Consider the following 25,104-nt stretch of genomic DNA (forward strand, 5'->3'; position numbering starts at 1 on the left):
CGGCCAGTGGCCCCTACGATGGCAGCATGGCCGTCGTCCTCTTCGCAGGTATCCCGGTGAACGACTACGCAGCGGCGCTCTCCTGGTACGAGCGCCTGCTGGGCTCCCCGCCGACGTTCTTCCCGAACGACACGGAGGCCGTGTGGGAGCTGGCGGAGCACCGCTATGTCTATATCGAGCACCGGCCCGGACGGGCCGGCCACGCGCTGCACACCGTCTTCGTCGACGACCTCGACGCCCGGATCGCCGGGATCACCGGCCGGGGTCTGGAGCCCAGCAGCCGCGAGACCTACGCCAACGGCGTACGCAAGGTCACGTACCACGACCCGGACGGCAACGAGATCGGGCTGGGCGGCGGCCCGCTCTGAGCCGTCATCCCGCCGGGGCGGTGATCTCCCGCTTGAGGATCTTGCCGCTGGGGCCCGTCGGCAGGCTGTCCATGAGCCACACCTCCCGCGGGTACTTGTACGCGGCGACCCGGTCCTTGACGAACTCCCGCAGCTCGTCGGGGGTGGCGTGGGCGCCGGGCCGCAGGACGACCGCCGCCGCGATCTCCTCGCCCAGGCGGGCGTGCGGCACCCCGACCACGGCGGCCAGGGCGACGGCGGAGTGCTCGTGCAGGGCCTCCTCGATCTCGCGCGGGTAGACGTTGTAGCCGCCGCGGATGATCATGTCCTTCTTGCGGTCGACGATGTAGAGGTAGCCGTCCTCGTCCTGGCGCGCGAGGTCGCCGCTGCGCAGCCAGCCGTCCGGGATCGCGGCCGCCGTCTCCTCGGGCCGGTTCCAGTACCCCTTCATCACGTTCGGCCCCCGCACCGCGAGCTCGCCGACCTCGCCGGGCGCGACGTCCTGGCCCTTGTCGTCGAGCAGACGCACCTCCACGTCCTGGATCGGGGTGCCGATGGAGCCCGCCTTGCGGGGGCGGTCGGGGTGGTTGAACGTGACCACCGGGCTGGTCTCGGACATGCCGAAGCCCTCCAGCACCGCGCAGCCGAAGCGTCGTTCGAAGCCGTGCAGGACCTCCACCGGCAGCGAGGCCCCGCCGGAGACGCACATCCGCAGCGTCGACACGTCCGCCCCCGCCGGGTGCTGGAGCAGCGCCGCGTACATCGTCGGAACGCCCTCGAAGACCGTGGCCCCGTCGCGGGCGATGGCGTCCAGCACGGCCTGCGGCTCGAAGCGGGGGATCAGGGTGAGCGAGGCACCGGCGCGCACGGCCACGCTCATGGTGCAGATCTGGCCGAAGATGTGGAACAGCGGCAGACAGCCGACCACCACGTCCCGCGCTGTCATCCGCTGGACGTGGACCGTGTTGACCTCGGTGTTGTGCCGCAGTCCGCCGTGGGTGAGCGTGGCGCCCTTGGGGCGGCCGGTGGTGCCGGAGGTGTAGAGCAGCACGGCCACGTCGTCGTCCGCCGTCTCCGCCACGCCGGGCAGCGGCTCGTGCCCGGCCAGCGCCTCCGCGAAGGCCGCGGGCTCGACGGCCGTGTGCCGCACACCGGCGGCGGCGGCGCCCTGCGCGCCCTCGCCGGGTGCCTGGTGCCATTCGAACAGCAGCACCGCCCCGGAGTCGGTCAGGTGGTACTCGGTCTCCCGGGTCTTCAGCAGCGGGTTCATGGGGACGACGACGCCTCCGGCACGCAGCACGCCGTAGTACAGGACGACGAACTCGGGCACGTTCGGCAGCATCAGGGCGACCCGGTCCCCCGGCCGTACGCCCTCGGCCCTCAGCAGCGCGGCGGCGCGGGCACTGCGCTCGTCCAGCTCACCGTAGCCGGTCACCCGGTCCCCCAGACGCAGCGCGGGACGCCCCGGCTGTCGCTGTGCCGTCTCCACCAGGTACTCCGCCAGATTGGCCATGACCCGTCCTCCACGAAAGTCGCCGTCGAAATCCGCTGTTCACCTGCACGACATCGTGCTGCCGCACCTGGCGGCGGCCTATGGGCCGTACGACAGCGCACGCCCCACACGGTTGTCCGGGTGCACAAAACAGGGGCGTTAAGCTGCGGTGATGGACATCTCGGGCGTGGCCGCGGCGCTGCATTCCAGGCTGCCGGAACTGGGCGAGCGGATCGCGGGGCGCATCCGGTCGGACGTCGACGCCTACGACGACGAGTCGCTGATCCCCTTCGACTCGCTGCGCCGCTCGTGCACGGCCAACGCGGACCTGATCCTCAACCATCTGCGCGCGGGTGCCACCGCGGACCCGAGCCCGGCCCGGGAGACGGGGCGGGTCCGCGCCGAGCAGGGCGTGCCGCTGGCGGACACCCTGCACGCGTACCGGGTCGGCTTCGAGCTGCTGTGGACGGAGATCGTCGCGGAGGCGCGTACCCATCCGGAGGTGTCCGCCGACCAGTTGGTGGCGAAGTCCGCGGAGGTCTGGGCACTCTTCGGGCTGTACGCGGAGGCGGTCGCGGCGGCGTACCGGGAGACGGCGGCCGAGTTGACCTCGCGGGGGCAGGCCCGGCGGTCGGCCCTGGTGGAGGCGCTGTTCACGGGTGTGATCGCCGACCGGACGACGCTGTGGGAGGCCGCCCGTGAGCTGGGGCTGCCCGAGCGGGGGCCGTACGCGGTCGCCGCGGCGGCGGCCGGGGCTCCCGGGGAGGAGCCGCTGGCGGGGGTGGAGGCCGGGCTGCGTCAGGCGCAACTCCCTTCTGCCTGGCGGTTGTTGCCCGACCAGCAGATCGGTCTGATCGCCCTTCCGACGGCCGCGGCCGAGGGCGCCTGTCTCGGTGTCCTGCGGCGGACCCGGGCCCGGGTGGGGGTCAGCCCGAGCTTCGACTCGCTGCGCTACACGCCTCAGGCGCTGCGGTTCGCCCGGCTGGCGCTGGCCGGGCTGCGGGGCGACGGCCCCGGCGTGGCGCGCTTCGACGACGACCCGCTGGCCATGGTGGTCGCCGCCGCGCCGGCCGAGGCGGCACATCTGGTGGGGGTGGTCCTCCGGCCCGTGCTCGACCTTCCTGTCGTGGAGCGTGCGCGTCTGCTGCGGACCCTGGAGCACTGGTTCGCCGCGGCGGGCTCGGCCACCGCCGCGGCCCGGAGCCTGTTCGTCCACCCCAACACCGTCCGCTACCGGCTACGCCGCATCGAGGACCTCACGGGCCGCTCCCTCTCCGACCCCCGAGCGGTGGCCCACATCGGCACGGCCCTCCTGGCCGCCCGCGTCCCCGGCACCGGCACCGGCACCGGCACCGGCCACATGGACCACCCACCGACCGAGGAGAGCTGAACGCGGGGCGGGACCGGGGGGTGGGTCGGTGGGGCGGTGGGGCGGTGGGCCGGTGACTCAGACATCGCTCAGTGCCCCGCCCGCCGGTCGCCCCATCCGTATGCTGCCTCCGCACCGTGGGCGTATGGTCCGCATATGGGTGGCGTTCGGCGGATCTCCGCTCGCCCCGTCGGTGTGGTCCGGGGCGGGTGAGGACGTGTCTGGTGGCGGCTCCGTCGGGCCCGAGCTGCTGGAGTCCGCGCTGATCGAGGTCGCCAAGGAGAGCGGCACCTCGGTGACGGCGGCCTATCTGCTGCTGCCGGACGAGCCCGTCCTGCAGTTGGCCGTGCTGGGCGGGGTCCCCTGGGAGATCTCCATGCCCTGGGCGCGGGTGGCGCTGAAGGCCCCCTCCCCGGTGTCCGAGGCCGTACGGGAGCGGCGGCTGGTGTGGGTGAGCGGCCAGGAGGAGCTGGCGCGCCACTACCCACGGATGGCGCTGATCGTGCCCTACCGCTTCACCCTCGCCGCCGCCCCCATCACCACGGGCCCGGACGTCTGGGGAGGTCTGGTGCTGCAATGGCCGGCCTCGCACCCGCCCCGGCCGAGCCCCCGGGAGCGGGAGGAGATCACCGGCGCCTGTCATCGGCTGGGCGTGCTCCTGCGGAAGGCGGCGGACAGCGGTCACCCGGTCAGGCCCGCCGCCGAGCCGCTGATGCTGCCCCCGCTGCGGCGCAGGCTCGCGGGACCGGCCGAGGCGCAGGCCGCGGTCGACTTCGCCGAGCGCCTCCCCGGCGGCTCCTGTTCGCTGGACGCGGACGGGCGGATCACCTTCCTCAGCACCGAGGCCGCCGAGCTGCTCGGCGCCGACATCCCCGAGCTGCTCGGCGCCAAGCCGTGGGAGGCGCTGCGCTGGCTGGCCGACCCGACCGCCGAGGACAGCTACCGGGCGGCCATGCTCAGCCGCGAGACGGTGTCGTTCATCGCCCTTCGCCCACCGGACCGGTGGCTGTCCTTCCACCTGGTCCCGGACGCCTCCGGCATCAGCGTGCGCATCATGCCCACCCACTCGGCACACACCCATGCCGCCGTCTCCTCCCCCGCCGGGCCAGGTCCGCCCGAGCCGCCCACCACGGGACGGGCCACGAACCTGTACCACCTGATGCACCTGGCCGCGACGCTCACCGAGGCCGTGGGCGTGCGCGACGTGGTCGACCAGGTCGCCGACCAGGTCCTGCCGGCGTTCGGCGCGGCCGCGCTGGCCCTGATGACAGCGGAGGACGGCCGGCTGCGGATCACCGGCTACCGCGGCTACACCGCCGAGTTGATGGAACGCTTCGACGTCGTCCCGCTCACCTCGGACACCCCCGCCGTGCACACCCTCACCACGGGCGTCCCCGCCTTCTTCGCCACGTTCGAGGAGCTGAAGCGGGCCCATCCGCCGGCCGTCCTCCAGGACGCGATGGGCGCCTGGGCCTTCCTGCCGCTGATCACCTCGGGGCGTCCGGTCGGCTCCCTCGTCCTGGCCTACGAACAGCCCCACCCGTTCCCGCCGGAGGAGCGTGCCGTCCTCACCTCCACCGCCGGACTGATCGCCCAGGCCCTGGACCGGGCGCGGCTGTACGACACCAAGCACCAGCTCGCCCACAACCTCCAGGCGGGGCTGCTCCCGCACACCCTGCCCCGGGTCGCCGGGCTGGACGTGGCCGCGCGCTACCTCCCGGCCACCCGCGGCATGGACGTCGGGGGCGACTTCTACGACCTCATCCAGCTGGGCCCGACCACGGCCGCCGCGGCCATCGGGGACGTGCAGGGGCACAACGTCAACGCCGCCGCCCTGATGGGGCAGGTCCGCACCGCCGTCCACGCGACCGCCGGCGCGGCCCCCGACGAGGTGCTCACCCGGACCAACCGGCTGCTGACCGACCTCGACCCCGACCTGTTCACCAGCTGCCTCTACGTCCGTCTCGATCTGGCGGCGCACACCGCCTGCCTGGCCGTGGCCGGCCACCCGCCCCCGCTGCTGCGCCACCCGGGAGGCCGCACCGAGCCCCTTCTCCTGCCCGCGGGCCTCCTCCTCGGCATCGACTCCGACGCCGACTACGCGTCCACGGAGATCCCGCTGCCGCCCGGTTCGGTCCTGGCCCTCTACACGGACGGGCTCGTCGAGGCCCCCGGCATCGACATCGAGGACGCGGTCGACGATCTGGCCCGCGTCCTCGCGCGCTCCGATCCGTCGGGCCCGCGCGCCATGGACGCCGTGGCCGACTCCCTGGTCCAGCACGCCCGTCGCTCCGCGCCGCGCAGCGACGACATGGCGCTGCTCCTCATCCACCCCACCCCACCGCCTAGTTCACATACGTGATCAACGGATCAACCCATTGACCCGGAGGCGAGCCCTCCGTAAGGTTCCCGCCATTCCTGCGTACGTGACGGCTGTTCAGGTACATGAACGGTTGGAGGGAGACAACGATGTCAGACGTCCTCATACCTGATGCCGAACGGCGTGCGGTCGGTAAATTCCTGCGCCGCATGCTGCCGATCCTCGTCCTCATGCTGCTGATCAACCAGATGGACCGGACCAACGTCGGCTTCGTCCAGGACGAGTTGCGGGCCGACGTCGGGGTGAGCGCCACCGCGTACGGGCTCGGCGCGGGGCTGTTCTTCATCGGGTACGCCCTCTTCGAGGTGCCGAGCAACATGCTTCTGGAGCGGTTCGGCGCCCGGGTCTGGCTGACCCGCATCATGATCACCTGGGGTCTGGTGATCGTGGCGATGTGCTTCATCCACAACGTATGGATGTTCTACGGGCTGCGCTTCCTGCTCGGTGTCGCGGAGGCAGGGTTCTTCCCCGGTGTGCTGCTCTACTTCACCCAGTGGCTGCCGGATTCCAGCCGCGGCCGGGCGAGCGCGATCTTCCTGGGCGGATCGGCCACCGCGTACATCGTGACCGGGCCGATCACGGGCGCGCTGCTGGAACTGCACGGGGTCGGCGGATTCGCCGGCTGGCGCTGGATGTTCGCGCTCGAGGGACTGCTGTCGATCGTCGTCGGTTTCGTCGCCGGTTTCTTCCTCGTCTCCCGCATCCAGGACGCCCCGTGGCTGACAGCGGAGGAGAAGGCCGCGCTGGGCTCTGCCGTGGCGCGGGACGAGGAGGCGCGCAGCCGGGCTCCGAGGGTGTCGCGGCTCAAGCTGCTGATCCACCCTCAGGTGGCGCTGCTGACCACGGTGTTCTTCGCGATGGCCCTCACCGGGTACGCGATCACCTTCTGGCTGCCGAGTCTGGTCGAGGAGATCGGCGGGCTGTCGCCGTTCCAGGTCGGCCTGCTGTCGGCGATCCCCTGGATCTGCGCGGTGATCGCCATGTACTCGATGAGCTGGTTCACCGACCGTGCCCCCGACCGCCGGCCCTACCTCGCCGTCGCCCTGACGCTGTCCGCGACGGGCACTTTCCTGGCCACGCTGGGCTCGCCCTGGTTCGGCCTTGCGGCCATCACGCTCGCCGCGGTGGGCGGCAAGTGCGCGGCCACCCTGTTCTGGCCGATGGCGCAGTCGGGACTCGACCTGAAGATCGCGGCGCCGGGGCTCGCGGTCGTCAACTCCATCGGAAACCTGGGCGGTTTCGTCTCGCCCACACTCTTCGGCTACCTCAAGGACACCACCGGCACGACGAACGGGGGCCTGTACACACTGTCGGCGGCCTCGCTCCTCGCGGTGCTCGGGGTGGCGCTGATCCGCAGGAACGGCGGGAGCGCGGGCTCGGGGTCGGGGTCGGACGCCGGTGAATCCGCCCTGGCGAAGGGGCGGTTGGCGACGGGCGAGACCCGGTAGGGACCCGGACGGCGCGCCGGCACCGCGCCCGGTTGCCCCCTCGGTCGGTCGCGCGAGTCCCCGCGCCCCTCCCGACCGGTGACACGGTTCAGGGGCCCTCTTCGCTCATCTCGCCCTGCGGACCCGTCGCTTCACACGGGGCACGCGGTCGAAGATCGCGGCGAGGCGGGCCCCCTGGGCGAACAGGTTCTCCGGCCGGGAGCGGTCGCCGTCGAGGTGGGTGAGGGTCTCCATGCCGAGGTAGAAGGCCACGGCCGCCCCGGCCAGGACCCGCACCCGGACCACGGACGCCAGGGGTTTGCCGCGTAGGAGGACCGTGAGCTGTTCCTCGGCCAGGTCCTCCCATTTCGTTGTCTCCAAGGCCAGTTGGGCGGCCAGCCGCGTTCCGGGACGTGCCCCGGCGTACAGCTCCTGGACGGCGGCGATGTGCCCGGTGCGGCTGTCCTCGTCGTACAGCTCGCGCAGCCGCGCGATCATGGGCACGGCCCGGTCGAGGCCGGACAGTTCGGCGCGGTAGCGGTCGATACGGGCCCCGCTGGTCCGTTCCAGCGTCGCCACCAACAGGTCGTCCAGGTCGGCGAAGTGGTAGTAGATGACCCCGGGCGCGAAGCCGCCGACCTGGGCGATCGCCCGTGCGGTGGTCCCGCCGTAGCCGTTGCCGACGAGGCACGCCAGGGCGGCTTCCAGCACCCGGTCACGGGTGGAGCGGGCGTCCCGGTGCTCAGACAACGCGCACCGGCCGTACCCCGTGCGCGGCGAAGTGGCCTTCGAGTCTGCGGGCCAGCTCCGGCAGCCGGTGGCTGGGCACCCTCGGGTACAGGTGGTGCTCCAGGTGGTACGTGAGTTCCAGGAAGACGGCGGGGATGATCCTCCCGCGCAGGGTGCGGGTCTGCGTCAACGGGGTGTCTCCGTAGTCATGGTGCGGCAGATACACCGTCAGCAGCGGGTACACCCAGCTGCCGACGATCGCCATCACCGTATAGACCAGCGGTCCCGGCGTGTACGGCAGCAGCAGCACGCCCCCGGTGAGCGCGGCGAACGGGGCCGCCGCCTCCGCCAGCAGCCAGCACCGGTCGCGGCCCCGCCGGTAGGACCAGAGCCAGAGCCGTACGAGGAAGACGGGGCCGTAACAGACCGCGCCGAGGAGGGACAGTTCGGCGGGGTGGCCCTCCGGGTCATCTGGGTGCGGGAAGAGACGGTGGTGCTGGGTGTGCGTGGCCCGGTAGGCGTGCCCGCTCTCCAGCAGGGCCAGCCCCATCGCGAACAGCGCCCAGTCGGTGGCCCGGGGGGACAGCCCGATCGTGCGGTGCACCACGTCATGGGTGACGGTCACGACGGCGACGAAGATCCCGAACACGATCAGCGGTGTCAGCCACCACCAGCCGAGCCACACCGCGCCCGTGAACAGCAGCACCCCGACGCCCGGACGGACCAGTGCGACGATCCGCTGCCGACGCGTGGTGACGAGCAGGTCGTCGCCGAGTTCGGCGAGGGTGGGCAGGCCCGGGACCGGGCTGTGCGAACCGGTCGTGCCGGGGTCGTCCGATGCGTTCATCCGGCGCGTCTCCTCTCCTTCAGCAGTCCTTCGGCGACGATGCGGCTGCCCAGCACACAGGCGACCGTGCCGAGGCCCGGCCAGGTCGTGTCGCCGGCCAGCCACAGGCCGGGGCCGCCGAGGTCGTGCGGTACGGCGTGCTGGTTGGTGTTGGCGAGGCGCTGGCGCACACCTCCGACGGCGCCCTCCGGGCGGAAGCCGAACCGTTCGTAGCTGCGGGGCGTTCCCGTCTCGGCGAACACGGCCCGCTCCCCGAGCCGTGGGTACGCCCGCCGAGCGAGGGCGAGAAGTCGTTCCCCGGCCTCCTTCTTGCGCTGCCCGTACTCCGCCGCGTCGAGGTGTCGCCAGTCGGCGAGGTCGGTGTGGGTGGAGAGCATCACGGCCCGATGGCCGGGCGGCGCGCTGAGGGTGTCACCGGGCGCGGAGACGGAGACGAACATGTTGTTGCCGTCGCCCAGGGGACGGTCGTAGGAGTGCAGGAGCTGATGATGCGTCAACTCCTGTGCTAAGACCTCCGATTCGGGGACGCCCAGGAAGGCGACGACCGCGCCGCCGACGGCGTCCGCGTCGCGCTCCAGATAGGCGCGCAGCCTGCAGGCCACCGGCAGTCCCGCGCAGATGGTCGCGGTGGCGGCCACCGGGACCGCGCACACGATCCGCCGTGCATGGAACGCTCCTTGACGGGCCGTCACCTCGTAGGCGCCGGGCGCGCCCCGGACCCGGGAGACACGGCAGGCGGTGCGGAGCGTGCCGCCCAGTTCTCGGTAGCGGGCGACCAGCACACGCCAGAAGCCGTGCATGCCGCCGTGGTGCCTGCTGAGGCCCGCGCCCCGGATGGTCACCCCGAGCGCCGCGTTGATGAGGGGCGCGTCGTCGACCCCCGTGTGGACGGTGTCCTCGACCAGCACGCCGAGCAGTCCGACCAGCGCGGAGTCCCCGCGCAGGCCGTGCTCGCGCAGCGCGTCACCCAGGGTCCGGTTCAGATGGCGGGCGCAGGGAAGCCCCGACCGACCCACCGCCCGTAGGTCGTGGAGGGCGTCGGCGGGACCACGGATCGGCAGTCGTACGCCCGCCCGGCTGGCCCGCCAGAAGGTGTCGGCGAGCCGGTCGAGCAGGTCCCAGAACGCGCGGTGCCGATCGCTGTCACCGAGTCGGCGCAGCCGTTCGGCGTGCCAGGCGGCCCGGTCGCGATGGAGTACGACCTGACGGTCCGGCAGATGAGCGCGGTAGCCCGGGAGTTCCTCGGCGTCCAGCGGTGGAATCCCGACGGTGGCGAGGAGTTCGCCGCCGACACCTCCGGGACCGAAGTCGACGAGCGTCGTCGCGCCGACGTCGAAGGAGAATCCGCGTTTGCGGTAGTAGCCGGCGCAGCCGCCCGCGTGGCCGTGCGCCTCCAGCACGATCGTGGACAGGCCCGCCCGTTGCAGGCGCAGCGCGGTGGCCATGCCGGCCATACCGCCGCCGATCACCACCACGTCGGCGCACCCCTCGCCCCGACCGGCGTCTGCCCGGGGCCCGTTCTGAACATTTGTTCTGAACATCCGTTCAGAGTGCGGCCGTTCATCCTCCGCGTCAATGGTTCTGGCATGTGCGAAGAGACTCGCGGGAACCGCTCACGCCGGGATTGCGTACCTCTGTACGATCACCGGTCACACACGGGGTACCGCGGTGGAGGGGGCGGGTGTTGGACGACAGAGCAGCTGGACGAAGAGGTGGTTGGCGGCTGAGGGCCGCCGCGTCGGGGGCCGCCGCCGCGGTGTTCCTCGGCGGTTGCAGCGCGGGCGCGGCGGAGCGGTCGGGCGAGCCCGGGACCAAGTCCTCCGGCTCGGCGACATCTTCCGCTTCCTCGTCCGGGCAGTCGGCGGCCGAGGGCGCGGAGCCGACGGCGACACCGTCCGCCGCACCGTTCACGGCGGCCCCGGACCGCGTGCCGCGTGGGCGGAAGGACGGAGCCGCGTTGGCGCAGGCGGTCGCGATGCGGCCGCAGGACTGGGGTTCCGGCTTCCAGGCCCAGCCGCTCGCCCGCAGCGCCGAGGGAACCATCGCCGTGCTCGACGACGAGTGCCGCTGGCAGCGCCGCCCGCTCCCCGACGACGTACTGGCCTCCCTGTCGCTCTACAGCCAACTGCCCGGCACCGGAAAGCGCGGCACGGTCAGGGTGACCGCGACGGTGACGGTGCACACGGGGGTGCCCGACGCCGACGACCATGTGTCCGCGACGTTGGAGGAGGCACTGCGCTGCCCCGAGCAGCAGGTCCGCGCCGACGAACGGATCGCCGGGCTGATGTCCGTGGGCACCCCGCGGGGCATGCGCGGCAACAACTACGCCGACGACTCGGTCCTGGAGACCGGCGTCTATCTCATCGGCACCGGCAAGGCGGACTACCGCTGGATGGTCACCCGGCTCGGCCAGGTCACCATGACCGTGTCGATCAAGGGCGCCGAGGGCTACACCGTCGACGAACTGGAGCAGTTCATGACGCGCGGTACCACCACCATGCTCGACCGGGTGAGATACGAGCTGGGCGGGGGCGAGGGCTGATGGAGCGGCTGCGTTCGTCCGACCCGGCGCGGATCGCCGGCCACCGGCTGCTCGGCCGGCTCGGCGCCGGCGGCATGGGCGTGGTGTACCTCGCGCGTACGCCGGCCGGTTCGCTGGTGGCGCTGAAGGTCCTGGCGGCGGAGTACGCCGAGGACGCGGGTTTCCGGCAGCGGTTCCGGCGCGAGGTCGCGGTGGCCCGGCGGGTCGACAGCCCCTGGGCAGTGCCGCTGATCGACGCCGACGCCGACGCGGAGGCGCCGTGGCTGGCGACGGCGTACGTGCCCGGGCCGTCCCTGGCCGAGGCCGTCGCCGTGCACGGGCCGCTCGGCGAGCACGGGCTGCGGGTCCTCGGCGGCCGGCTGGCGCTGGCGCTCGCCGAGGTCCACCGGGCCGGGCTGGTCCACCGGGATCTCAAGCCCGGCAACGTCCTGCTGGCGGCGGACGGGCCCCGCCTCATCGACTTCGGCATCGCCAGGGCGCCCGAGGACAGCGGACTCACGGCGACGGGGCTCGTCGTCGGTACGCCCGGCTATCTCTCCCCGGAGCAGGCCGAAGGGCGTGGCGGCCGGACCGTCGGCGCGCCCAGCGACGTGTTCTCCCTCGGCTGCGTGCTGGCGTTCGCGGCGACGGGCCGGCCGCCGTTCGGCACGGGGGCGCTCGACGCCCTCCTCTACCGGGCCGTGCACGACCTGGCCGACCTCGACGGCGTACCGGCACCGCTCGGCGCACTGCTGTCGCGCTGCCTGGAGAAGGACCCGGCCGACCGGCCCGAGGTGGCGGAGCTGATACGGGAGTTGCTGCCCGCGGAGGCGGAGACGGTGGGGGACGCGGCCGCCACCGGCGCGTCCCCGGCAGATGCCACCGAAGGCTCCGCCGTCGAAGGCCCGGCAGACGTGCGCTCGGCGGACGAAGGCTCGGTTGGCGGGACCGCGGCCGGAACCGCCGAAGGCTCCGCCGACGAGCCCTCGACCGCCGAAGCCTCGACCGCCGAGACCGCGGCCCAGCCCTCCGACGCACCCGCCGACGGGCCCGGCGGCGGCTCCGAGTCCTGGCTGCCCGACGAGGTGGTCCGGCTGATCGCCCGGCGCTCCGCCGAGGCGCTCGCCCTGCCGGACATCGACCGCACCGAGATCTCCGCGGGCACCTCGGCCGCGGGCACCGCCTCGACAACCGCACCCGACTCCGCCTCGACGACCACACCGGACGTCGGCCTCCCCGGCACCCCCGCCCCACGGAGCGCCCCCGGCGACACCGTGCCCGTCGCCGCGTCCGGCGCCCCTGGCGCCCCCGCGAGGCGGCGCGTCCTCCTCGCCGGCGCCGGTGCGCTGCTCGCCGCAGGGGGCGGCGCGACCTGGTGGGCCGTGGGCCGGGACGGCGGCGGTTCGGGGGACGGGCAGCCGTCCGCCTCCTCGCGGCGGCCCGCCCACATCGTCGCGCTGCACGGCGACCTGAGCGGCGACCAGCGGGACACCGGCCGGGCCCAGGAGAACGGACTGCGCCTGGCCGTCGCGGAGTTCAACGCCCGACGCGACGCGCCGTTCCAGGTGGAGGTGCGGGCCGAGGACGACGCAGGAGACCCGGCCGAGTCCGCCCGGGTGGCGAAGCGGCTCGCCGACGATCCCGACGTGCTCGCCGTGGTCGGACCGACCACGGACGCGACCGCCCAGTCGGCGCTGGCCGCCTACGACGCCGCCCTGCTGCCCGTGGTCGCCGTGTCCCCCGGCGCCATCGCCCTGTCCGTACAGGGCTTCCGTTCGTTCCTGCACGCCCGCCTGCCCGACTCCCTGCTGCCGTTCTACATGGACGCGTTCCTGCGGAGCACCCGGCCCCGCCGGGTCGGTGTGGTCGTCGACCGGGCCGCCGACAACTACGGCTGGGAGGTCAGCGCCAATCTGAGCAAGCAACTGCGGGCGGCCGGGCAGCCGTACGTGCCCCGTGTGGTCAGCACGATGCACACCGGTTTCGGGGACACGGTGGACGACCTGCTGGCCGCCGACATCGACTCGTTCGCCTTCGCCGGGCTGTCCGACCGGGCCGCGTCGTTCGCGCGGACCCTGCGCGAGCGCGGTTTCACCGGTGCCCGCGCCGCCGGACCGGCCCTGCTCGACGCCCGTTTCCTCACGGCGGCGAAGGAGGCCGCCGACGGCTGGACGATCGTCGCACCGGTCGTCGAACCGGCGGACGTCCCGGAGGCGAAGGCCTTCGTCGACGGCTACCGGAAGCGGTGGAAGAAAGCGCCGCCCCGGTACGCGGCGGAGGCCTACGACGTGACGTCGATGGTGCTCACCTCGCTCGCGGACCTCCCCTCCGGGAGCCGTACCCGCGAGGACCTGCTCGCCGCGCTGCGGGCCGTCAAGTACCAGGGCGTCACCCGGACGTACGCGTTCCAGAAGAACGGTCTGCCGGTCATCGACGGCACCGGCGGCTACCTCTGGCGCGTCGAGAACGGAGCGTTCGTGTACGGCGGCCCGGCGCCGCTGACCGCCTGATGGAGCCACTGCGCACCGCCGATCCGTCACGGCTGGGCGACTACCGCCTGCTGCGGCGGCTCGGCGCCGGCGGCATGGGCGTCGTGTTCCTGGCCCGCGCACCCGGCGGCGCCTACGCCGCGGTCAAGGTCGTCCGGTCGTCCCACGCCGACGACGCCGGGTTCCGGGCCCGCTTCCGCCGGGAGATCGAGGTGGCCCGGCGGGTGGACAGCCCCTGGGTGGTCCCCCTGCTGGACGCGGACGCCGACGCGGAGGATCCGTGGCTGGCGACCCCGTTCGTACCGGGCCCCTCGCTCTCGGAGGCGCTGGAGGGACACGGCCCGTGGTCTCCCGCGTCCGTGGCCGTGCTGGGGCTGCGGCTCGCCGAGGCACTCGACGCGGTCCACCGGGCGGGCCTAGTGCACCGCGACGTCAAACCGGGCAACGTGCTGCTGGCCCCGGACGGTCCGCGCCTGATCGACTTCGGTATCGCGCGCTCGCCGGACGGGGCGGCGCTCACGTCCACCGGGGTCATCGTGGGCTCGCCCGGCTTCCTGTCCCCCGAACAGGCACGGGCGCGCGGCGCGGGGATCGGCCCGCCCAGCGATGTCTTCTCGCTGGGCTGCGTCCTGTCCTTCGCCGCGACCGGTGTCCGCCCGTTCGGCACCGGCGCGGCCGCCGGGGTGCTGCTGCGCACGGTCTACGACGAGCCGGAGCTGCCCGGAGTCCCGGAAGCACTGGAGCCGGTCGTACGGGCGTGTCTGGACAAGGATCCGGCACGCCGGCCCACCGCCGTCGAGGTCGGTGCGGCGCTGGACGCGGCCGTGCCCGTCGATCGGGAGCGGTGGCTGCCGGAGCCGGTGACCCGGCTGATCGTGGAGCGGTCGGCGGCGGTGCTCGCGATGGGGGCGATCGAGCCGACCCGGGTGAGCGCGCCGGCGCCGTCCGCGTCGGCACCGGTCCCGGCGGCGGCGGTCTCGGGCGCCGCCCCGGACGTGCTGACGGTGACGTCGCTCGGCGAACCGGGGCGCGAGGCCCGGACACAGGATCGGGCGCGGGCCACGAGTCGCCGCGGTTTCCTGGCGCTCGGCTCCACGGGGGCGGCCGGACTGCTGGCGGTCGGCGGCGGCGCCTGGTGGTGGCGGAGCCGGGGCGAACCCGAGCCCGGTGCGGGAGCCCCGCCGACGTCCGGTGCGCGCGCGGACCTCGTCGTGGCCTTCCAGGGCGACCTCTCGGGCGCGACCGGCGAGATCGGGCGGGCCCAGCTCGACGGCGCCCGGCTGGCCGTCGCGCACGTGAACGCCGACGACGACCGACCGCTGCGGCTGACGCTGCGCGCGTACGACGACGGGGGCGAGCCCGACCGGACCCTGGACCGGGCGACGCGGCTGGCGAAGGACGACAAGGTCCTCGCGGTGCTGGGCCCGACCACGAACGCCTGTTTCCTCGCCACGGAGGCCACGTACACGAAGGCGGTGCTGCCCGTGGTCACCGTGTCGGTGGGCGTGTCGTCCCAGGTCAGGAACGCCGATGCGTCGACGTTCCGTTCGCACGCACAGCTCTCGCCGGAGGAGGAGTTGCTCGCCGCCCCGTGCAACGTCTATCTCACGGGCGAGACCGACGCCCGCAAGGTGTTCCTGGTCGAGGACCGGGCCGAGGGCGACTTCGCCTGGACCCTCTGCAACTACATCCAGCGGGCGCTCGGCCGCGACGGCAGGGACACGAGCCTCACGAGTGTCGCCGCCGGGACGTTCGACCACACCGCGCTCGCCGCGCGGGTCGTCGCATCCGGGTCGGACGCGGTCGTGTTCAGCGGAGGGCAGGAACGAGCGGGCGCCTTCGCCGCGGCGCTGCGCGAGGCGGGGTTCTCGGGAGCGCGGGTCGCCACCCAACGGGCGTTCGGTCCACGGTTCTTGAAGCGCGCGGGCCGGGCGGCCGACGGCTGGGTCCTCGCCACCACCTTCATCGATCCGACGGCGACCCCGGCGGCCCGCCCGTTCACCGAGAAGTACGAGGCACGGTACGGCGAGCGGCCCGGCCGGTACGCGGCGGAGGCGTACGACGCGGTGCTGTTCCTGGCCGAGGCGTGCACCGACGGGAAGGCGGCCCTGCGGGAACGCGGCGCGATCGTGCGCCGTATGCGGGAGGTCTCCTACGCCGGCATCAGCCGGACCGTCGCGTACACCCCGGAGAACGGGTACAACCACGACGCGTTGTTCCTGTACCGCGTAGCCGAAGGGGAGTTCGACTTCCTCGGGCAGTACCAGCGGGCGAAGGTATGACGGCGGCGGTCGGACCGGGGGCCGGGGGCGAGAGTGGTCATCGGGGCCCGTCCCGAGGGGCTATCGTGCCTTCATGTCGCAGGACCTGATTCGTATCGTCTCCCGAGACTCGCCCATGGCTCTGGCGCAGGTGGAGCGCGTACGCGCCGAACTCGCCGTGCTCCACCCGGCGCTGCGCACCGAGGTGGTCCCCGTGAAGACTACCGGGGACAAGTGGATGGGCGATCTCTCCCAGGTCGAGGGCAAGGGAGCCTTCACCAAGGAGGTCGACGCCGCGCTCGTCGCGGGCGAGGCCGATCTCGCGGTGCACTGTGTGAAGGACATCCCGGCCGACCGGCCCCTCCCGGCCGGCACGATGTTCGCGGCGTTCCTGAAGCGGGACGACATCCGGGACGCGCTCGTGGACCCCGCCGGGCGCACCCTGGACGAGTTGCCCGCCGGAACCCGTATCGGCACCTCCTCCGTACGGCGTACCGCGCAACTGGCCGCCTCCCACCCGCACTTGGACTGTGTGCCGTTCCGCGGCAACGCCAACCGCAGGCTGGAGAAGCTGGCCGCGGGCGAGGCGGACGCGCTGCTGCTGGCCGTCTCCGGGCTGGAGCGGATCGGCCGTGCGGACGTGATCAGCGAGATCCTGTCCGTCGAGACGATGATGCCCCCCATCGGCGCGGGCGTGCTGGCGCTCCAGTGCCGGGAGGGCGACACCGACACCATCGACACGGTCAGTGGGCTCGGCGATCCCGACACCCACCGCGAGACCCTCGCCGAGCGGATGTTCCTGCACGTGCTGCAGGGCCACTGCAACAGCCCCATCGCCGGGTTCGCCCGCACGGACCGCGGCGGCGAACTCTCCCTGCGGGCCTCGGTGTTCACCCCCGACGGCAAGACCGTCCTCAACGCCCACGAATGGGCGGGCCGCCTCGACCCCGCGACCCTGGGCACCTCCGTCGCGGTGGCCCTCCTCCGTCAGGGCGCCCGCGACCTCATCGACGGCATCGCGCACTGAACCGTGCCGGCTCCTCTCCGGCGCCCGGCCCGGACGGTCAGCCGAGTCTGCGGGCGAGCACCTGGCCCGGCCAGGTGCCGGAGATGAAGGGCGTGGTCCGGGTGAAGCCGTTGCGTTCGTAGAACGCGACGAGGCGGCCGCCGTCGCCCGCCCAGCAGTCGACACGGAGGAGTTCCACGCCGGCGCGACGGGTTTCGTCGACGGCGTGGGAGAGCAGGGCCGCGCCGATGCCGTGACCGGCGTGCCGGCGGTCGGAGACGAGTAGGCGGACGTAGCGCTCGGGCTCGTCGGCCGGGGGGATCGGCATCTGCGGGCTGGGGCCGGAATCCAGGACGAGGGCCCCGACGGGTGTGCCGTCCCACTCCGCGATGTACGGGGAGTTCTCGGTCGTGTAGCGATCGATCCGTGACGGTCCGTCGGGTCGCGCCGAGTACGGGATCGTGCCCCATTGTTCGGTGTTGCCGCGCGCGTTCATCCAGGCCACCGCCGCGTCGAGCATACGGAGGACGGCGGGCGCGTCGGCCGGGCCGCCGGGCCTGATCCGGAGGGACTCTGGGGCTTCGGGGGTGTGGGGGGTGTGGGGGGTGTGGGTCACGTCGGCAGCCTAGGTGTTGTCGTGTTCGGTGCGACCGGGGCCGAGGCCGAGTTCGCGGTCGCCGAGCGGGGCGAAGAAGCGGCGCACGTCGCCGTCGGTGACGTCGGAGAGCGTGGCCGGGGTCCAGCGGGGGCGGCGGTCCTTGTCGATGACCTGGGCCCGGATGCCCTCGACGAGGTCGGCGGTGGCCAGCGCGGCACAGGAGACGCGGTACTCCTGGTCCAGCGCCTCTTCCAGGGAGCCGAGGGCCCGGGCCCGCCGCACGGCCGTGAGGGTGACCTTGACGGCGGTGGGGGACTTGGCCAGCAGGGTCTCGGCGGTCTCCTTCGCCGCCGGGTCGCCGTGGGCGAGCAGTCGGCGGACGATCTCCTCGGCCGTGCCGGCGGCGAAACAGGCGTCGATCCAGTCCCGTCGCTCAGCCAACTCGCCCGGCGGCGCCTGTCGTACGTGCCGTGCCACGGCCTCCCGGGCGGGCAGGGCGGCGAGGTCGTCCAGGAGCGCGCCGAGCGACGCGGACGGTACGTAGTGGTCGGCGAGACCGCACAGCAGGGCGTCGCCGGCGCCGACGGCCGCGCCCGTGAGGGCGAGGAGGGTGCCGAGTTCGCCCGGCGCGAGGGCCAGCAGACGGGTGCCGCCGACGTCCGGGACGAAGCCGATGCCGGTCTCGGGCATGGCGATCCGCGACCGTTCGGTGACGATCCGGACGCTGCCGTGCGCGGAGATCCCGACGCCGCCGCCCATCACGATGCCGTCCATGACGGCGACATAGGGCTTGGGGTAGTGGGCGATACGGGCGTTGAGGTGGTACTCGTCGCGCCAGAACGCAGCCGAGGCGGTGCCGTCCTTGTCGCGGGCGTCGTCGTGCACGACCCGGATGTCGCCGCCCGCGCACAGTCCGCGCTCCCCCGCGCCGGAGACGACGACCGTCTCCACGGCCGGGTCGTCCTCCCAGGCGGTGAGTGCCTCGTCGATGCGCCGCACCATGGTGTGGTCGAGGGCGTTGAGGGCCCTCGGGCGGTTGAGGACGATGTGGGCGGCCCGGCCGGTGGTGTGCAGCAGGACGGGCTCCTCGGCGCCGGTCACCTGTCCGCCCCCGTCCGACGTCGGGTCACGTTCACTGGGACACACATGATCTGGTCGTTCCTTCCGGCTCCGGACCGGCGACCGCCCGTCATCAGACGGACCCCGCTCCCCGCTGGAGCTGGGCGGACACGGTCACCGGCGACGCCCTGAGCTTGCCGGTACCCGGGCCCGTCGAGCCTACTCGCACGTGATCACCGACCGACAGCGAGATCCCGGGCCCGCGAGGGGAAGCGCGGTCGGCGGGTCAGCCCGTGTCGGCCGTCCCCCGCGCGTCCGCCTCCGCCAGCAGCGCGTGCGCGGCCGCGTTGACCGCCTCCACCGCGCCCTGCCGGTCGAAGCGGAACAGCAGGGTGCCACTGGTCTGGGCCCAGGTGCGGGCCTGGGGGGTGTAGCCCGCGGCGGAGAAGAAGACGCCGGTCTTCTTCTCCAGGGCGGCGACGCCGTGCAGTTGCTGCACGGTGGGGCGGCCGGTGGGCTTGCCCTCCAGTTTGACCTGGGCGACGGCACGCGCGCTGACCACGTCGACGCCGCCGTCCGCGCCGACGGGCGTGGCGACCGCGTCGGTGAAGCCGAGGTAGCGCATCCACTCGGCGGCGATCAGTTCGGCGTCACGCGCCTCGCGGATCAGCCGCTCGGCCGGCCGGCCGGAGGACGCTGGGGGCGTGCGGCGCGGGACGGAGGCGGCGAGTTCGCGGGCGGCGACGGCCGTCTCCAGGCCGTGGTTGGTGGCGAAGGAGAACACGCGCGCGCCGGAGGCGAGGAAGCCGTGTGCGCCGGGCCGGGTGTCCGGGGTCTCGTCGCGGTAGACGACGTCCCGGTCCTTGACCACCAACGCCCGGTCGGTGAGGACCGCGAGGACCCGGCCGTTGCCGGAAGGGCCGGAGCGGCCGGAAAGGCCGGGAGGGCTCTGCTCCGGGCCGACGGCCAGACCGAGTATGCGCTCGTCGGCGGCCACATGGGCCCGCGCGAGCTTGGTGAACCGCACCGCGAGCGGTTGCGGGTCGAAGGGGCGCAGCCGGTCCATACAGGCGGCGACCGCGTCCTCGACCGTCGAGCCCAGGGGAGGCAGCTCCTCCAACAGCCGCTCCGCGTCCGCCTCGACGTCCCGCGCGGGCGGGCCGGTGCCCGTCGTGGCCGCTCCCTCGGCGACCGCCCGGACCGCCCGTCGGTCGGCGGCGGCCACCCGGGCGGCGGTGCTGAGGTTCGCCCGCCAGACGATCACACCCACCGAGGCCAGCAGGCCCAGCCAGAGCACCGGCCACGAGCCGGACACGACCGCCGCGAGCACGCTCAGGGCCATGGCGCCACAGCCGAGGGCGGGAGTGCCGATCGCGGGGGCGGCGCGGTCGTCCGGCAGGCACGGCGCGCCGTCGGCCCGCTGATGCCGGGCCATTCCCTGCCGCGTCGCCGCCACCTGCTGCCCGCACAGCGGACACGCCAGCCTGCTCATCCGCCCACCCCACGCCGGTACTCGTCGATCACTCCCCGGCCGGGAGACTAACAGCGCCCACCGACAACACCGCCGGTCGGACGACGGACCCGACAGACCGACGACGGACCGATGACGGACAGACGACGGACAGACGACGAGGGCACCGCTCACTCCAAAGACTTCTGCTCCCGCGCCCACTACCGCTTGCGTTCCCGCTCCCGCTCCCGCTTCCGCTTCCGCTTCCGCTTCCGCTCCCGCCAGATCCTGATCTCGGTCGCCGGAAGGCGCTCCGCGAAGCGGCCGTCGGGGGCCGTGTCCGCCAGCAACCTCCGCAGGTCCCGCTCGAAGTCCGGCAGTCCGTCGCCGAACAGGTGGGGCGCGGAATCGGACCGGGAGAACGCCCACGCGACGATGTCGTCCTGGGAACGGGTGACGATCTCCCCCGCGGGCACGACCAGGCGCGTGAGGTCCTCGAAGCCGGCACGCTCGATGATCGCCGCCTCTCCGCCGGGCGTGCCGTCTACCAGCACGCCCTGCCCCGCGCGCCGCACCGGGCCCAGATAGCGGCGTACCAGCTCCCGGATCCGGTCGTACGGTGGCGCGGGCGCCGACGGCGGCGCGGGGGAAGGGACCGGCTCGGGGTGCGGCCCGTGCAGGTCGCTGACGTGGACGAGCGCGCCGTCCGGCTCCAGCATCCGCAGCACGGTGGCCGCGACCCGGTCCCGGTCCGTCCAGTGGAAGGACTGTGCGAAGACCACGGCCCGGAAGGTCCCGAGCCCCGCCGGCAGGTCCTCGGCGCGGGCGGCCGTCCAGCGCGCGTTGGTCACTCCCAGGCGTCGGGCGCGGCGCTCGGCCTCGGCCAGCATGTCCTCGTCGGGATCGACGCCGACGGCCTCCGTGACGTACCGCGCCATGGGGAGCAGCACAGTCCCGGGCCCGCAGCCGACGTCGAGGAGCCGGCCGCGACCGTCCAGCCCGAGGGCTCCGGCGAGGACGTCGGCGAAACCGGTGGCGTACGGAAGCCGCCCCCGCTCGTAGTACGCCGCGCTCCCCCGGAAGAGCGTGGGGTCCCACTCCCATCCGTCCGGCACGCCGCCTCCCTTGCCTCTCCGCTCACCGCCCCCGGTGTCGGAGCGGGCCGCTCCCACAGGTTCCGTCGAACCCCTCACCGCACGGGCCCCGCCCGACACAGCACGGCCGTCGCCCGATGTGGTGTCAGGCGCCGAAGCCGAGCAGGGCGACCTCCAACGGGAGTGCGGGGCGCTCGGGGAGGGCCGGAGGGGCTTCTCCGCGGCCGGTGTGGGTGGGCGGGACGGCACGCAGTGCCTTGATCCCGTCGGCGGCCCATCCCGCGTCCGTCGGAGGCAGCGACAGGGTCATGCGCCGGCCGTCGGTCAGTGTGGTCTCGATCGTGCCCGGGTCGTTCGTCGTCATGGCAACCCACCTCCGTCGCAGGCCGGATGCGTCCGGCCTCACCCGATGGACGCGTGGCGCCGCCCGAGAAGTTCCCGGGATGCCCCACCGGACGCGTCCGCGCCGGGAAACGCCTGCTCGGACGTCGCAGAAGTGTGAACTGGCGTACGAGGCAAGGGGGTCGGGACGTAGGTTGTGTCCGGAACTCTTCGCTTCGGCTGAAAGACGGACGGTAGACATGACCGACCACACGACCACGCCCGGTCCTGCTGCGCATCAGAAGATCGACACCTCGGTGCCGCACTCGGCCCGTATCTGGAACTACTGGCTGGGCGGGAAGGACAACTACCCCGTCGACGAGCAGGCCGGTGACGCCTACACCGCCGTGTTCCCGGGCATCGTGACCATCGCCCGCGGCAGCCGTGCGTTCCTGCGCCGCACCATCACCCACCTGGTCGCCGAGGCGGGCATACGGCAGTTCCTGGACGTCGGCACAGGCCTGCCGACCGCCGAGAACACCCACGAGGTGGCCCAGCGGATCGCCCCGGAGTCGCGGATCGTCTACGTCGACAACGACCCCCTGGTCCTGGCCCACGCCCGCGCCCTGCTCTTCTCCACCCCGGAGGGCGCGACCGCCTACGTGGACGCCGACGTGCTCGACCCCGACCGCATCCTCGCGGCCGCCGCCGACACCCTGGACCTCCACCGGCCCACCGCGCTGATCCTCAGCAACATCCTGGGTCACGTGGCCGACCACGACCAGGCGCGGTCCGTCGTCGACCGCCTGATGGGGGCGCTCCCGGCCGGCAGCTACCTGGCCGTCAACGACGGCTCCCGGGGCATCGACCCGGTCTTCGAGCAGGCCCAGGACAGCTACAACGAGAGCGGCGCCGTACCGTACAACCTGCGTACCGTCGACGAGATCACGGCCTTCTTCGACGGCCTGGAACTGCTCGACCCCGGTGTGGTCTCGGTCCCCCTGTGGCGCCCGGACGCCACCGACCCCGCCCCCGAGGTCGTCGCCGAACACGGCGGCCTCGCCCGCAAGCGCTGAGGAGCCCCACAGATCGTACGTAGGGCCCGCAGAGAATCGGCTGGTCCGGTCGGCCGCTCCGGCAGGCTTTCCGGCGATGACCGATGCGCGTCACCAAACCCTGTCGTCCATCACCATCGGATCTGACGGGATTCGAGCCGCCGTGAACCCCGGATTGCACGGGTTGACGGGACGGTCGTGCAGCCTCTCGTCAAACGATGGCGAGCTCAAGCGGTCAGCGCATTACCGCTGTTCAGGAGGCCGGCGTAGAGGGCGTTGACCGCCCCGGCACTGGGCCGGGGCGGTCATGGGACTCGGTGACGTCCCGCCGGTGGGCGTGGACCGGGCGGCGAGGCCTTGATGACGCCCGGTCAAGCCAGCAGGACATGTTTGCGTAGGCGTTCGAATCCTGCGTGGCCGCACAGCATCTCCCGGACCGGCGAGGCCGCCCACCCTACGGTCGACTCCGGCGGATTTTGCCGGTACGGCGCGTTTCTCGGCGCACGCCCATCCCCGCGACTGAGCAGCGGGACGGGGACGGAAATGTCGTGGCGCGGGGCAGGGTCAGCCCGGGGCGACACGGCTGAGGTGCTCCCAGGACCGGTACAGATCCGCTTGGGCCTGGTCCATCTCCAGGACGTGATCGAAGGACTGGCTGCCGACGATCAGCCGTCGGGGCGGGTCCGGCAGTGCGGCCAGCTCCATGATGACCGGAGCAGCCGTGCCGGGCTCCGGGGGGATGGCATCGCCCCACATCGCCTCCATCTCGGTGCGCAGGGGCTGATACTCCGTCAGGGGCTCGGTGGTCGTGGTGCCGGTGGTGAACAGGCCGGTGTCATAGCCGCCCATCTGCACGATGGTGACCTTGATGCCGAACCCCTCGACCTCCATCGCCAGTGCCTCGCTGACCGAGTCCAGCGCGGCCTTGCCTGCGCCGTAGAAGCCGACGGTGGCCATGCCACCGCCGCTACCCATCGAGGTGACCTGGAGGAGCCGTCCCCCGCCTTGGGCGCGTAAGTGGGGAAGGACCGCCTGAGCCACCCACACAGCGCCGAAGAAGTTCACATCCATATGTGCCCGGATCTGCTCCTCCGTGGCTTCCTCCACCATCCCGTAGAGCATCCCGCCGGCGTTGTTGACGACGACGTCCAGCCTGCCGAACGCAGCTGCCGCCCGCTCCACCCCGTCGAACACGGCCCGGCGGTCGGTGACATCCAAGGCGAGCGGGACCAGACAGTCGGGGTATTTCTCGGTCAGTTCCTCCAGAGGCTCGACGTTGCGGGCGGCAGCCACCACGCGGTCGCCGCCCGCCAAGGCGGCCTCGGCGAAAGCCCTGCCCAGGCCCCGGGACGCGCCGGTGATGAGCCAGACTCTTGCGTTCGTCACAGTCCCTCACTCTCAGTAAACGAAACGGTTCGTTTCGATTCCTTTTCAGCCTAGGGCACGCCCCGGGTTCTTTCAACACGGATCGTCTCGTTTCGTTTACGGGTTAGGCTGGCCGCATGTCCAACGAGAAGGGGCCGGACCACTCCCGGCGCAAGGAACGGTCCCGGCAGGCAATCCTCGCGGCCACCCGCGCCCTGGTCGCAGAGGAGGCGTACGAGAAGGTCACGATCGAAGCCATCGCTGCCCGTGCCGGCGTCGGCAAGCAGACGATCTATCGGCGGTGGCCGTCGAAGAGCGCGGTCGTCTTCGCCGCCCTTCTGGCTCTGAGTGAGGATGCGGACGGGCAGTCGGTCACGCTGCCGGACACGGGCGACCTCGAGGCCGACCTCAAGCTCGTCATGCGTGCCACGGCGGAGGAGTTCGCCGACCCGTCCTTCGACAGGCTGATCCGGGCCCTCAACACCGAGATCGTCAACGATGCCGCGCTGGCGGCCGAGTACCGGGAGAAGCTGGCCCAGCCGCTGGAAGAGGCGAAGAGGGCGCGCTTGCGCAGCGCCCAGAAGGCCGGCCAGCTCGACGCCGACGCCGACCTCGACCTGGCCCTCGAAGTGCTCTACGCCCCCCTCTTCCAGCGGTGGCTGCACCGCAGCGGTCCGCTGACCGCCGCATACGCCGACTCACTTGTCGACGCGACTCTCAGAGCTTTCGGCCCCTGAGCAGAGCGAATCCACAACCGCAAAGCTCGGCCCGGTCGGCTCCTGCCCCCTGAGCGCCCGTCATCAAGCGTTCCAGCGCGGAGACGTAGATGGTGACTCCGGGACCGGACCGCTTTCGATCGCGCAGGCCTGCGGCTCTCCGCCCTCGGCATCGTCCGTCTCGTCGTCCGTCTCGTCGTCCGTCTGCGGGTCGCGCAGCTGCCGCGGGCCCGGCGCCGGCGGGCGGGTGAAGGCATAGCGGCCGAGGAAGCCGATGTGGTCGTACTGGAGTGGGGAGAGCCGGGCGAGCAGTTCGTCGGTCACGGGGAAGCCGTCGGCCGAGAGTTGCTCGACGGCGGCGTCGCCGATGCAGCGGCTGTGAAGAGCGCGAGGGCGTCCAGAACCAGGCCGAGCGCGCCGAGTTGGTCCTCCATTCCTCGGCGCCGGCCTCGACCGCGCCGAGGCGTTCGTTGATCGATCACTTTCCGGCCAAACACTTGTTGTGCCCCTGACACAACAGCTCCACATCTGTCACTCTGTGCACACTCCGTCGCACGGCGGGGCACGCGCATCCGCAT

The 25,104-nt window shown here is 72.8% G+C and carries 21 protein-coding genes; 10 read left to right on the forward strand and 11 right to left on the reverse strand.

Annotated features, from left to right (window positions below; all coding sequences use genetic code 11):
- Positions 1 to 26: 26 nt before the first annotated feature.
- A complete protein-coding gene (locus ACZ52C_RS34665; RefSeq protein WP_469078510.1) occupies positions 27 to 368 on the forward strand; it encodes a VOC family protein in 342 nt (113 codons plus the stop codon).
- A 4-nt stretch (positions 369 to 372) separates the two neighbouring features.
- On the opposite strand, the gene ACZ52C_RS34670 is transcribed toward ACZ52C_RS34665, so the two are convergent.
- Positions 373 to 1,860, reverse strand: coding sequence for a long-chain-fatty-acid--CoA ligase (locus tag ACZ52C_RS34670; protein ID WP_469078511.1), 1,488 nt, complete (start codon positions 1,858 to 1,860; stop codon positions 373 to 375).
- A gap of 151 nt (positions 1,861 to 2,011) precedes the next feature.
- On the opposite strand from ACZ52C_RS34670, the gene ACZ52C_RS34675 reads away from it, so the two are divergent.
- The 3 genes from ACZ52C_RS34675 (at position 2,012) to ACZ52C_RS34685 (ending at position 7,036) form a co-directional block, all read left to right on the forward strand.
- Positions 2,012 to 3,229, forward strand: coding sequence for a PucR family transcriptional regulator (locus ACZ52C_RS34675; RefSeq protein ID WP_469078512.1), 1,218 nt, complete (start codon positions 2,012 to 2,014; stop codon positions 3,227 to 3,229).
- Positions 3,230 to 3,353: 124 nt separating this feature from the next.
- Positions 3,354 to 5,570 (forward strand): SpoIIE family protein phosphatase, encoded by a 2,217-nt coding sequence (locus tag ACZ52C_RS34680; protein WP_469078513.1) that lies wholly within the window; start codon positions 3,354 to 3,356, stop codon positions 5,568 to 5,570.
- Between the two features lie 107 nt (positions 5,571 to 5,677).
- Positions 5,678 to 7,036: an MFS transporter gene (locus ACZ52C_RS34685; RefSeq protein ID WP_469078514.1), complete on the forward strand. Its 1,359-nt coding sequence runs from the start codon at positions 5,678 to 5,680 to the stop codon at positions 7,034 to 7,036.
- 105 nt (positions 7,037 to 7,141) lie between these two features.
- Here ACZ52C_RS34685 and ACZ52C_RS34690 read toward each other — a convergent pair whose 3' ends face one another.
- From ACZ52C_RS34690 to ACZ52C_RS34700, 3 genes are read right to left on the reverse strand one after another with little or no spacing between them, the layout of a single operon-like run.
- Positions 7,142 to 7,765 (reverse strand): TetR/AcrR family transcriptional regulator, encoded by a 624-nt coding sequence (locus ACZ52C_RS34690; protein ID WP_469078515.1) that lies wholly within the window; start codon positions 7,763 to 7,765, stop codon positions 7,142 to 7,144.
- Positions 7,758 to 8,591 carry a fatty acid desaturase gene (locus ACZ52C_RS34695; protein ID WP_469078516.1) on the reverse strand — a complete coding sequence of 278 codons (834 nt, stop codon included), beginning with the start codon at positions 8,589 to 8,591 and terminating at the stop codon, positions 7,758 to 7,760. The genes ACZ52C_RS34690 and ACZ52C_RS34695 overlap by 8 nt, the downstream gene beginning before the upstream one ends.
- Positions 8,588 to 10,066, reverse strand: a complete 1,479-nt coding sequence (locus ACZ52C_RS34700; protein WP_469078517.1) for a phytoene desaturase family protein — start codon at positions 10,064 to 10,066, stop codon at positions 8,588 to 8,590. Before ACZ52C_RS34700 ends, ACZ52C_RS34695 begins: the two co-directional genes overlap by 4 nt.
- Positions 10,067 to 10,272: 206 nt before the next feature.
- Here ACZ52C_RS34700 and ACZ52C_RS34705 point away from each other — a divergent pair, with 206 nt between their 5' ends.
- The 4 genes from ACZ52C_RS34705 to hemC all read left to right on the forward strand — a co-directional run bounded on the left by ACZ52C_RS34705 (position 10,273) and on the right by hemC (position 16,889).
- Positions 10,273 to 11,133: a hypothetical protein gene (locus ACZ52C_RS34705; protein WP_469078518.1), complete on the forward strand. Its 861-nt coding sequence runs from the start codon at positions 10,273 to 10,275 to the stop codon at positions 11,131 to 11,133.
- On the forward strand, positions 11,133 to 13,622 hold the full coding sequence (locus ACZ52C_RS34710; RefSeq protein WP_469078519.1) for a bifunctional serine/threonine-protein kinase/ABC transporter substrate-binding protein: 2,490 nt from the start codon (positions 11,133 to 11,135) through the stop codon (positions 13,620 to 13,622). Before ACZ52C_RS34705 ends, ACZ52C_RS34710 begins: the two co-directional genes overlap by 1 nt.
- On the forward strand, positions 13,622 to 15,883 hold the full coding sequence (locus ACZ52C_RS34715; protein ID WP_469078520.1) for a bifunctional serine/threonine-protein kinase/ABC transporter substrate-binding protein: 2,262 nt from the start codon (positions 13,622 to 13,624) through the stop codon (positions 15,881 to 15,883). The genes ACZ52C_RS34710 and ACZ52C_RS34715 overlap by 1 nt, the downstream gene beginning before the upstream one ends.
- A gap of 73 nt (positions 15,884 to 15,956) precedes the next feature.
- The gene (gene hemC / locus ACZ52C_RS34720) at positions 15,957 to 16,889 is read left to right on the forward strand and encodes a hydroxymethylbilane synthase (RefSeq protein WP_045560199.1); all 933 of its coding nucleotides are present in this window, start codon (positions 15,957 to 15,959) and stop codon (positions 16,887 to 16,889) included.
- 37 nt (positions 16,890 to 16,926) lie between these two features.
- On the opposite strand, the gene ACZ52C_RS34725 is transcribed toward hemC, so the two are convergent.
- From ACZ52C_RS34725 to ACZ52C_RS34745, 5 genes are all read right to left on the reverse strand, one after another.
- Complete coding sequence (locus tag ACZ52C_RS34725; RefSeq protein WP_469078579.1) at positions 16,927 to 17,388, reverse strand: GNAT family N-acetyltransferase; 462 nt, start codon at positions 17,386 to 17,388, stop codon at positions 16,927 to 16,929.
- Positions 17,389 to 17,493: 105 nt separating this feature from the next.
- On the reverse strand, positions 17,494 to 18,567 hold the full coding sequence (locus ACZ52C_RS34730) for an enoyl-CoA hydratase/isomerase family protein (RefSeq protein ID WP_469078521.1): 1,074 nt from the start codon (positions 18,565 to 18,567) through the stop codon (positions 17,494 to 17,496).
- Between the two features lie 244 nt (positions 18,568 to 18,811).
- Complete coding sequence (locus ACZ52C_RS34735) at positions 18,812 to 20,017, reverse strand: restriction endonuclease (protein ID WP_469078522.1); 1,206 nt, start codon at positions 20,015 to 20,017, stop codon at positions 18,812 to 18,814.
- A gap of 179 nt (positions 20,018 to 20,196) precedes the next feature.
- On the reverse strand, positions 20,197 to 21,090 hold the full coding sequence (locus tag ACZ52C_RS34740; protein WP_469078523.1) for a class I SAM-dependent methyltransferase: 894 nt from the start codon (positions 21,088 to 21,090) through the stop codon (positions 20,197 to 20,199).
- 124 nt (positions 21,091 to 21,214) lie between these two features.
- Entirely contained in the window at positions 21,215 to 21,433 is a 219-nt protein-coding gene (locus tag ACZ52C_RS34745; RefSeq protein ID WP_469078524.1) for a hypothetical protein, read from the reverse strand.
- A gap of 217 nt (positions 21,434 to 21,650) precedes the next feature.
- On the opposite strand from ACZ52C_RS34745, the gene ACZ52C_RS34750 reads away from it, so the two are divergent.
- On the forward strand, positions 21,651 to 22,466 hold the full coding sequence (locus ACZ52C_RS34750; protein ID WP_469078525.1) for an SAM-dependent methyltransferase: 816 nt from the start codon (positions 21,651 to 21,653) through the stop codon (positions 22,464 to 22,466).
- 543 nt (positions 22,467 to 23,009) lie between these two features.
- On the opposite strand, the gene ACZ52C_RS34755 is transcribed toward ACZ52C_RS34750, so the two are convergent.
- Positions 23,010 to 23,831 carry an SDR family NAD(P)-dependent oxidoreductase gene (locus ACZ52C_RS34755; RefSeq protein WP_469078526.1) on the reverse strand — a complete coding sequence of 274 codons (822 nt, stop codon included), beginning with the start codon at positions 23,829 to 23,831 and terminating at the stop codon, positions 23,010 to 23,012.
- Positions 23,832 to 23,947: 116 nt separating this feature from the next.
- Here ACZ52C_RS34755 and ACZ52C_RS34760 point away from each other — a divergent pair, with 116 nt between their 5' ends.
- Entirely contained in the window at positions 23,948 to 24,547 is a 600-nt protein-coding gene (locus ACZ52C_RS34760) for a TetR/AcrR family transcriptional regulator (protein WP_469078527.1), read from the forward strand.
- Between the two features lie 63 nt (positions 24,548 to 24,610).
- Here the strand turns inward: ACZ52C_RS34760 and ACZ52C_RS34765 are convergent, their stop codons facing one another.
- Positions 24,611 to 25,054, reverse strand: coding sequence for a Tn3 family transposase (locus tag ACZ52C_RS34765; RefSeq protein ID WP_469078528.1), 444 nt, complete (start codon positions 25,052 to 25,054; stop codon positions 24,611 to 24,613).
- Positions 25,055 to 25,104 lie beyond the last annotated feature (50 nt).

Source organism: Streptomyces sp. NPDC034049, from assembly GCF_055575575.1.

What these genes read in the sequence shown, in the direction of transcription:
- ACZ52C_RS34665 (WP_469078510.1), top strand. Translation starts at nt 27, where the DNA reads ATGGCCGTCGTCCTCTTCGCAGGTATCCCGGTGAACGACTACGCAGCG.
- ACZ52C_RS34670 (WP_469078511.1), bottom strand. Translation starts at nt 1,860, where the DNA reads ATGGCCAATCTGGCGGAGTACCTGGTGGAGACGGCACAGCGACAGCCG.
- ACZ52C_RS34675 (WP_469078512.1), top strand. Translation starts at nt 2,012, where the DNA reads ATGGACATCTCGGGCGTGGCCGCGGCGCTGCATTCCAGGCTGCCGGAA.
- ACZ52C_RS34680 (WP_469078513.1), top strand. Translation starts at nt 3,354, where the DNA reads ATGGTCCGCATATGGGTGGCGTTCGGCGGATCTCCGCTCGCCCCGTCG.
- ACZ52C_RS34685 (WP_469078514.1), top strand. Translation starts at nt 5,678, where the DNA reads ATGTCAGACGTCCTCATACCTGATGCCGAACGGCGTGCGGTCGGTAAA.
- ACZ52C_RS34695 (WP_469078516.1), bottom strand. Translation starts at nt 8,591, where the DNA reads ATGAACGCATCGGACGACCCCGGCACGACCGGTTCGCACAGCCCGGTC.
- ACZ52C_RS34710 (WP_469078519.1), top strand. Translation starts at nt 11,133, where the DNA reads ATGGAGCGGCTGCGTTCGTCCGACCCGGCGCGGATCGCCGGCCACCGG.
- ACZ52C_RS34715 (WP_469078520.1), top strand. Translation starts at nt 13,622, where the DNA reads ATGGAGCCACTGCGCACCGCCGATCCGTCACGGCTGGGCGACTACCGC.
- hemC (WP_045560199.1), top strand. Translation starts at nt 15,957, where the DNA reads ATGTCGCAGGACCTGATTCGTATCGTCTCCCGAGACTCGCCCATGGCT.
- ACZ52C_RS34725 (WP_469078579.1), bottom strand. Translation starts at nt 17,388, where the DNA reads ATGCTCGACGCGGCGGTGGCCTGGATGAACGCGCGCGGCAACACCGAA.
- ACZ52C_RS34735 (WP_469078522.1), bottom strand. Translation starts at nt 20,017, where the DNA reads ATGAGCAGGCTGGCGTGTCCGCTGTGCGGGCAGCAGGTGGCGGCGACG.
- ACZ52C_RS34745 (WP_469078524.1), bottom strand. Translation starts at nt 21,433, where the DNA reads ATGACGACGAACGACCCGGGCACGATCGAGACCACACTGACCGACGGC.
- ACZ52C_RS34750 (WP_469078525.1), top strand. Translation starts at nt 21,651, where the DNA reads ATGACCGACCACACGACCACGCCCGGTCCTGCTGCGCATCAGAAGATC.
- ACZ52C_RS34760 (WP_469078527.1), top strand. Translation starts at nt 23,948, where the DNA reads ATGTCCAACGAGAAGGGGCCGGACCACTCCCGGCGCAAGGAACGGTCC.
- ACZ52C_RS34765 (WP_469078528.1), bottom strand. Translation starts at nt 25,054, where the DNA reads ATGTGGAGCTGTTGTGTCAGGGGCACAACAAGTGTTTGGCCGGAAAGT.